Annotated in this window: 9 protein-coding genes; 2 read left to right on the top strand and 7 right to left on the bottom strand. The window is 34.2% G+C overall.

Translation table 11 applies throughout. From position 1 onward, the window contains the following. The 6 genes from FHL05_RS12050 to FHL05_RS12030 form a co-directional block, all read right to left on the bottom strand. Positions 1 to 825 (bottom strand): MucBP domain-containing protein (locus tag FHL05_RS12050; RefSeq protein WP_162000305.1); only part of this gene is annotated, 825 nt, incomplete at its 3' end. Between the two features lie 324 nt (positions 826 to 1,149). Next, positions 1,150 to 1,698: a hypothetical protein gene (locus FHL05_RS12045; protein WP_153384727.1), complete on the bottom strand. Its 549-nt coding sequence runs from the start codon at positions 1,696 to 1,698 to the stop codon at positions 1,150 to 1,152. A 586-nt stretch (positions 1,699 to 2,284) separates the two neighbouring features. After that, positions 2,285 to 2,599: a site-specific integrase gene (locus FHL05_RS12625; protein WP_238333948.1), complete on the bottom strand. Its 315-nt coding sequence runs from the start codon at positions 2,597 to 2,599 to the stop codon at positions 2,285 to 2,287. 312 nt (positions 2,600 to 2,911) lie between these two features. After that, positions 2,912 to 3,040: a hypothetical protein gene (locus FHL05_RS12745; RefSeq protein WP_272950438.1), complete on the bottom strand. Its 129-nt coding sequence runs from the start codon at positions 3,038 to 3,040 to the stop codon at positions 2,912 to 2,914. 2 nt (positions 3,041 to 3,042) lie between these two features. After that, positions 3,043 to 3,255, bottom strand: coding sequence for a DUF3173 family protein (locus FHL05_RS12035; protein ID WP_153384726.1), 213 nt, complete (start codon positions 3,253 to 3,255; stop codon positions 3,043 to 3,045). A 105-nt stretch (positions 3,256 to 3,360) separates the two neighbouring features. Further along, positions 3,361 to 4,281 (bottom strand): restriction endonuclease, encoded by a 921-nt coding sequence (locus tag FHL05_RS12030; protein WP_153384725.1) that lies wholly within the window; start codon positions 4,279 to 4,281, stop codon positions 3,361 to 3,363. Positions 4,282 to 4,402: 121 nt separating this feature from the next. Here FHL05_RS12030 and FHL05_RS12025 point away from each other — a divergent pair, with 121 nt between their 5' ends. Continuing rightward, positions 4,403 to 4,885 carry a GNAT family N-acetyltransferase gene (locus tag FHL05_RS12025; RefSeq protein WP_153384724.1) on the top strand — a complete coding sequence of 161 codons (483 nt, stop codon included), beginning with the start codon at positions 4,403 to 4,405 and terminating at the stop codon, positions 4,883 to 4,885. Between the two features lie 46 nt (positions 4,886 to 4,931). Here the strand turns inward: FHL05_RS12025 and FHL05_RS12020 are convergent, their stop codons facing one another. Next, the gene (locus FHL05_RS12020; RefSeq protein WP_153384723.1) at positions 4,932 to 5,390 is read right to left on the bottom strand and encodes a MarR family winged helix-turn-helix transcriptional regulator; all 459 of its coding nucleotides are present in this window, start codon (positions 5,388 to 5,390) and stop codon (positions 4,932 to 4,934) included. Positions 5,391 to 5,544: 154 nt separating this feature from the next. On the opposite strand from FHL05_RS12020, the gene FHL05_RS12015 reads away from it, so the two are divergent. Continuing rightward, a complete protein-coding gene (locus FHL05_RS12015; RefSeq protein WP_153384722.1) occupies positions 5,545 to 6,933 on the top strand; it encodes an MFS transporter in 1,389 nt (462 codons plus the stop codon). The last annotated feature ends 505 nt before the right edge of the window (positions 6,934 to 7,438 follow it).

Here is a 7,438-nt window from a genome sequence, read left to right as displayed (position 1 = left end):
TACTGTAATTGAATTGGCAGTATATTTCTCTCCTTTATTGGCTTTTTCAGTCTTTGCATCGGCAACTTCGTTACCGTCTTCATCTACATACTTAGTTGTTATCGTAGATTGTTGCACTGGTTCTGGAGTAGAACCACCATTATTATTTGAACTATTTGAATTACTATTTGTATTTTCATCTGGTGCATTCTTTGTATATGCCTTATTGCTTCTGGATGATTCACCTACCAAATAGGCATCGCTAGCTTTAACCCATTCATTAGTAGCAACACGATAATATGTTTCCCCATTTGCAACAACTTTTATATCAGTCTTCCAATCTGTATTTTTAGCCAATCCACGATTTGTAATAAGTTGGGCACCATTTTCTGCTAATGGGTTCGTGTACAATCTTATAATTGATTTACTAGAACTAGTACGTAAAACACCTGTTAAATTTTGTGATGATGTTTCATCAGACAAATCCATTTGTTTAGCATCAGCATATTCATTGACACCTACAAGTAGATATGTTTCTCCATCAACGCCCTTAACGGCTTTAGCGGTTTTCCACGCTGTACCATTGGCAAGTCCTCTATTAGCTTTGTGAATTTCATTATTAGTAACATTATTCCAAAGTTGAACTGAGCTACTTGTAGTTGAATTAGCAATGGCAACATTATTAACCGCTGATGCATCAACAGTCTTTTGACTTAACATAGTAGCACTAAATAGAGTTATAAAAGTTAATCCTACAGCTAACCAACCCTTTTTTGAATGTACAAGTTTAACACGATAAATTTTGTCTTCTAATGCTTTATTAAGACGCTTCTTTTTAAAATTCATTCTTTCTAACTCCCCTTTTTTATTTACTTAATTAGAAAATGAATGTTATTATCATGATTCATCCTCAAGATTCATTCAAATCACAAATGTACTTTTACTATTCCATTTCCCCTCCCCATAGTAAATTTATATGATGTAGATGGCTAAGAATCACTAATTTTACATAGAAATAATACCCAAGCCCTATTTAATACATTACATACAAACTAGCAATTTACATCATTGTTTACGGTTACAGTATATCATCAGTTCAACCAAAATTTGAAAACATTTTCATAAAAGTCGGAAAATATTTTCTTTTAACAACTATACAAAGTATAAATATTAATTATCATCAGTTCCATAATAATTATTGTAATCTTGTATAGAATAACCATCTGTTTCTTTTGCATTACTATCATCATATTTCTTAGTGTTTACTTCTTTCACATACTGCTTGCCATCAGAACTCTTTTTGATACTAGCTACAAAATAGATATATTTATAAGAATCGTCCTGGTAAAAGTCTGTTATTTCCTTAATTAAATAAACATAATGATCCTTATACTTGAAGACATATCTACCAGTATCTTTATTTTTCATCACAAAAATAACTGGATCGGTTTGCAGTCTTTCCTGTATATCTCTATAGTTGCTATAATTTAGCTGGGACATCATCGACGTCATAGAAATTTGCTCATTACTCTTTTTATTCTCTCCCAAATAGGTCATGATTTTATCCGTATTTGATAATCCTGAAGGCATAGGATTAAAAAAATTTAAATTACCAAGACCAATTTTTAATGCAACGAATATTGCTATTACTAAAAGTCCAATAATAACCTTTTCAGTTGAAGATTTCCCTTTTTTCTTTAAATCACCGTTGTTATTCATTATGTATTTCCTTCTCCTCAATAATATTTATACAAATCACCACTACTATTAATTACTTTAATTATTCCAAACCATCCCCTTTTTTAGGAGGCTGTCTTTCTCCACTTACCAGTAAAAAATCCTTAAAAACTTATAATTAATTTGATTATACTCTACAAATTTAGAAATATAATCAAAATTTTAAAATTGGTGTATTTATCGAACCACAAAAAGAGCACCTCTGAATAAAATCAGAGATGCTCTTATATTTTCTACAAAATATTATTCCCACTCAATAAGTATAAAACATTACAAACACTTTTATATCAATGTTTGTAGTATGCACATCCATATTTGGCATACTTTTGGCATACACGAACTTATTGAACGTTTTTAGAACTTACCACTTGATTTCCATTAAAACTAACCTTCGTTATATCAGAAAAATCAAGCTTAATATTTCCAGTCATCATTTTTGCTAATCCATCATCGTTTCTATTCCAGAGATGGGAGTAATACTTCAGAGTTATGCCTGGGCTTGGATGTCCCAATCTCCTAGAAACAGTCAACACATCTGCATTATATTACATGACTGTGACGCAATCCCTTAACATCTATCTCCGGTACACCTGCCAACTTGGCATATTTTAACAATCCTATTAACAGTGGAACGAATCATCGGAGTATCATCATACGAAATAACAAATTTCTTAACTCCATGCCTAGCTTGATCTCTTTTCCAATTTTTCAGAAACCTAACAGTATCAGCATCAAATGATAATTTTCGCTTACCATTACTAGTTTTAGTGTAAGAATGAATTTCATACTCCTTCTTACTCTTCAAAAACAAATTATGATAAACGTTTAATTTACCATTTTTTAAAGTTAAAGCTAATCCTTCACTAACACGCATACCAGTCATAAAGTACAACCAAATCATTATAAACGGAAAACGTTCATAATAACTATCCATACAAATTTGCTAAATAGCTCTCTCAAAATCGGATTTAGCCCAATACTTGACTGTAGCTTTACCTTTGGAATTGTTTTTGTTCGTTTAGAAACATTACTATGCAGAATTCCTAGTGATACTACATAGTCTAGAGACTGCCTAAATGCAATATAAATCATACTGCTGTAACCATTCGTATAACCAATATCAGTCAAAAGTCATGTTCTAAATGCTTCGCAATCCATGATATCAATATCATTAAGAACTTTATTTCCAAATTTTTTAATGAAAATATTCCAAAGCATCGTTCTTAACCTTTATTGCCTCATTATGAGCTACACGTGCACTAATAAAAGGTTTACCATTGGCATCTTTATCTTTGTAAACATTCATATATCTTGTACGCTTCATTTTTATTTTTCCCTTTGCTCTTCAACTTCGGGGAACGAAATCCCTAAGATTTCACTAACCACTGAAACAGGTACAAGACCAACTCTTTTTCCATTATAAAAGCCTAGCCCACGTGATACAAAAACATTTTTTGCTTCTCTAATGACTCTCCTAGCTTGAGAGTCAGGTAGCCCTAATGCTTTAAGATCTTTAAAATTAACCATTTCTTTTACCATTTACTTCTATCCTCCAAAGGATAATGGGCGTGATAATTGGTGTGTTGAATCGCTATCACTAGAGCGACTACTAAACCCTCAAAGTAATCTGCTTGGATTTTATTTTTAATAATAATAATCATCGAGCGTATAAATCGTAACCGGCGTAATATGCAGTTGATATTTTTCAACCAAATCAGCTAAGTCTTGTCCGTTGATCAAAGTTACCGTGTTAGTACCTTGAGTGGCTTTCTTTTTAGCTTTATCAGTAAATGAACTAGTAGTGACAAATATTCCATATTCAGCATTAAAACTGTCCATGACACCTTTAAATCTATCGATCTCAGGTTCCGAAACAGAACCTTTAGTGTATCTTTTGCATTGAATAGCAACACGACTAGTTCTAAACTCATCAGATGTGAAATATCCAAAACCATCGATACCATGGTCTCCTGATTGCATTACTCCTCGTTCTTTATCGATTGTCACACCCATTTTGGAAATCAATAGTCTCGAGAAACTCTCAAATTTTCCAGGATCAAATTGCATTAACTGATTAAGGAGTTCAGTCTTCCATTTAGTTTCTGCCGTATCCTCTTGATCTGAAGAATCAGCAGAAAAGTCTATTACTTCATCTTCAGTGGAATTTTCATCAGTTTCTGATGAATTTTTTCTTAACTTGTATTCTTCATGTTTTTTATTCCAATAAGAATCTATTTTATCTTGCTGTTCTGCTGTTGGAAAATTTTTCAAGTCGTCATTCAGCCCTGCATCAGTAAGTACAATATCACTATTACGGACCGGTTTTTCTACATATCCAATATGGTTTAAATTTTGAATACCGAAATTGAAGTCAAACATAAATGGAATGTACTTGTTACCATTCTTTGACACTTTAAATCCAAAAACATCATTATATGTTAGCCCTTCATATCCACTATTAGCCATTTCTTTTCTGATATCTTTTCTTGAAGCTGAACCTCCAAGAGTTCTCAATGCTAAAACTATCGATTTTTCAAGTTCTGTTCTCGTATATGTATAAGACAATTTATTCTCCCCAGTACGAAACTTATTGTAATTAACAGCTAAATTATACAGTAAACTGATTATAAAAAATTATTCTTTGTGCTATGATATGAAATCAATCATACAAAAGAGGGTCCAGCCTATGAACATACGTCCAATTAAACCTAAAGACAACCAAGTTATCAAACATATCTTGCAAACTGATTTAAAGCATTTTGGTCTCGACATCCCTGGGACTGCTTATTTCGATAGCAATTTAGACAAATTGAACGAATTCTACGATGCTCAAGACAATCGCGCCTATTTCGTAGTCGAAAACGACCAAGGAAAAGTCGTTGGCGGTGCTGGCTGTGCTGAATTCGATTTGGATAATGGTATCGCTGAACTTCAGAAAATTTATCTAGACTCTAGTGCCCAAGGATTTGGGCTAAGCTACAGGCTGATTGCTTTAGTTGAAGATTTTGCTAAAAAGGCTGGCTATAAGCAACTTTATTTAGAAACTCATCACAACTTGAAGGCTGCTATACACGTCTATATTAAGTCTGGTTACCAAAAGCTTGCTGGTCCCATCAAAAATAGCGACCATAGCGGTGCGATGGACGGTTTTTTTATCAAAACACTTTAAGACACAAAAAGAAGCGACCATATGGTTGCTTCTTTATTTTGCTATCTCATTTACATTCTGTTTCATTAGAAAGATGCTCACTGGTTGGATCCGAAAATACCTCGGGTATCTGTGATAATCCTTGATATACCGAATCAAAATTATTAAGCAACAACTCGTGTAGACGTTGTTCACTTTTTTCAAAAAATTTTTCTATTTGATTTTCCAAACGTCGCGATTTTGCTGTCAGCAATAGACGCTTGTATCTCGCATCGTGTAATGCCGGAACTCTAATCAGTAAATCATTTTTTACCATTTTAGAGACTAAGTCAGAAGCAGTTGCTTTGCGGATATTGAACTCATGCTCGAGGTCGCGTTGGAAAATATCACGTTCTTCGTTATCTGAGATGAAATTAATTGCATAAATCTGCATTCCGGTTAGGCCAATAGTTTTAGCAAAGTGATCAACATCTCGTGCCAGAGCGTTGTTAGCTTGTTTAAGCATCACCCCAAGTGAATTTTTCATTTATAATCCTCCAAGTTCGTATACTAACTAAACAATATTATAAATTTTGATCTATTTTAAATCAATTAATACCTCACTACCATTTCATATAAGTCTATGTTAGAATATAAAACTAGTTCATATACGAACTATTTTTTTAAGGAGTGATTTATAAATGACCAACCAAAACGAAACAAAACTTTTTCCTGCAATATTTGCGGCAGGATTACTCTCGTTTAGTGGGGTCATCGTTGAAACAGCGATGAATATTATATTTCCTGTTCTGATGAAGGAGTTTCACATCAACACTGCAACAGTACAGTGGATGACAACAGCCTACATTCTGATTGTTTCAATTTTTGTTCCAATCTCTGCATTTTTGAAGCGTCGCTTCAAAACTAGATCTTTGTTTATCACAGCTAATCTACTATTTATCATTGGACTTGTAATAGATTCGATAGCACCAACTTTCAGTATCTTACTTTCTGGACGAATCCTTCAAGGTGTCGGTACTGGTATTGCTCTCCCTTTGATGTTCAATATCATCTTAGATTGGGCTCCTGAAAATCGTAAAGCTACTCTAATTGGCGTTGGGACGCTGATTACTGCAATTGCTCCAGCACTTGGACCTACATTGGGTGGGATAGTTCTCAATAGCCTAGGTTGGCATTGGATTTTCATCCTTTTATTGCCGCTACTGGTAATTTCATTTATCCTTGGCTTTTTTTCAATTGGACAAGCTCATGATACCGAAAAAAAAGGATTCGATTTCTTTGGCTGGGTGGCAATTATTCTTACTTTCGTCGGTTTGACATTAGCTTTCAATAACTTATCTATTATTGACTCTAAGCCGATTCAGTTTATTGGTTGGTTGCTTATTGGGTTACTGGGTCTTGTATGTTTCGTATATCAGACCAGTCATTCAAAGCGACCTCTAATAAATTTGTCTATTTTTAAAAACTGGTCTTTCAACTGGCATATATTAGCTTTCTTTCTAATACAAAGCATTGTCTTAGGATTATCTTTTATTTTGCCAAATTATATCCAGCTTGTGGATGGAAAAAGTGCATTACTAGCAGGATTCTTCGTTTTACCTGGTGCTGCGATTGGAGCACTGCTTGCTCCATTTGGTGGCAGGTTCATGGATATCTTTGGAGAGGCCCGTGCAGTTTTAAGTGGTGCAGCGATAGTCTTGATTGCAATGATCTTGTTTAGTGCCTTTGGTTTAGTACTAAGTGGGCAAGCGATACTTCTGATTTACGCGTTTTTGATGGTCGGAGTAGGAATCGTCATGGCCAATACCATGACCAGTGGACTTGCACAGTTGTCTGTCTTTCATCAAGCAGACGGAAATGCTGCTTTCACAACGTTGCAACAATTCGCCGGTGCTACAGGAACATCACTTGTATCAGCTATAATCACCTTGCAACAAGATCGGCCTATTGGGACCATGGCAGTTAATACTGCACGTGGCTCCATGTATGCTTTCATCTTATTACTAGCGTTTATAGTATTTGCAATAATCTTTTTAGTTGCCGCTCTACGTACTAGAAAGACAGCATGAGTGACGATTAAAAGCTGAAATTATTCGTGCTAATAAAAATATTTTAGAACTCGTCGATGAAGTGAACCCTCCTGGTTGGAGTAATCCAACGGGAGGGTTTTCTTCACGACTTCGTATCTAACAATTTTCCGTTATCACAATTAACACACAACCACACATTAAAAAATTTCAATCTTATACGTCGACGATTTCGTTTTAAATACCCTTTTTCATTTAAACTTAATCTGCTTCGATTGCTGCATACTCATAACTTCAATTTGAAACAATTCTACCCAGGACAGTAGTTATTGGTATAGCTTTCTAAGTAGACTTTGAATTATAAACAAATTTTTATTAGCAGGAATATGAACGAAAAGAGACAGCCATATGTAGGCTGTCTCTTTTTTGGCTGTACGATAAATAAAGTTGATAGGTATTTTGCCATCAACTTTATTTTTGTATACCATTTATTAGTAATAACCATTTAAGAACACCAAAAAAGGACACCATTCATGCCCTTTAGATG

The sequence above is a fragment of the Companilactobacillus halodurans genome (assembly GCF_009600995.1).
Classification (GTDB): Bacteria; Bacillota; Bacilli; order Lactobacillales; family Lactobacillaceae; genus Companilactobacillus; species Companilactobacillus halodurans.
The sequence above is the reverse complement of the archived record's forward strand: the minus strand, read 5'-3'. Positions and strand labels throughout refer to the sequence as shown.

What these genes read in the sequence shown, in the direction of transcription:
- FHL05_RS12045 (WP_153384727.1), bottom strand. Translation starts at nt 1,698, where the DNA reads ATGAATAACAACGGTGATTTAAAGAAAAAAGGGAAATCTTCAACTGAA.
- FHL05_RS12625 (WP_238333948.1), bottom strand. Translation starts at nt 2,599, where the DNA reads ATGACTGGTATGCGTGTTAGTGAAGGATTAGCTTTAACTTTAAAAAAT.
- FHL05_RS12745 (WP_272950438.1), bottom strand. Translation starts at nt 3,040, where the DNA reads ATGAAGCGTACAAGATATATGAATGTTTACAAAGATAAAGATGCCAAT.
- FHL05_RS12035 (WP_153384726.1), bottom strand. Translation starts at nt 3,255, where the DNA reads ATGGTAAAAGAAATGGTTAATTTTAAAGATCTTAAAGCATTAGGGCTA.
- FHL05_RS12025 (WP_153384724.1), top strand. Translation starts at nt 4,403, where the DNA reads ATGAACATACGTCCAATTAAACCTAAAGACAACCAAGTTATCAAACAT.
- FHL05_RS12020 (WP_153384723.1), bottom strand. Translation starts at nt 5,390, where the DNA reads ATGAAAAATTCACTTGGGGTGATGCTTAAACAAGCTAACAACGCTCTG.
- FHL05_RS12015 (WP_153384722.1), top strand. Translation starts at nt 5,545, where the DNA reads ATGACCAACCAAAACGAAACAAAACTTTTTCCTGCAATATTTGCGGCA.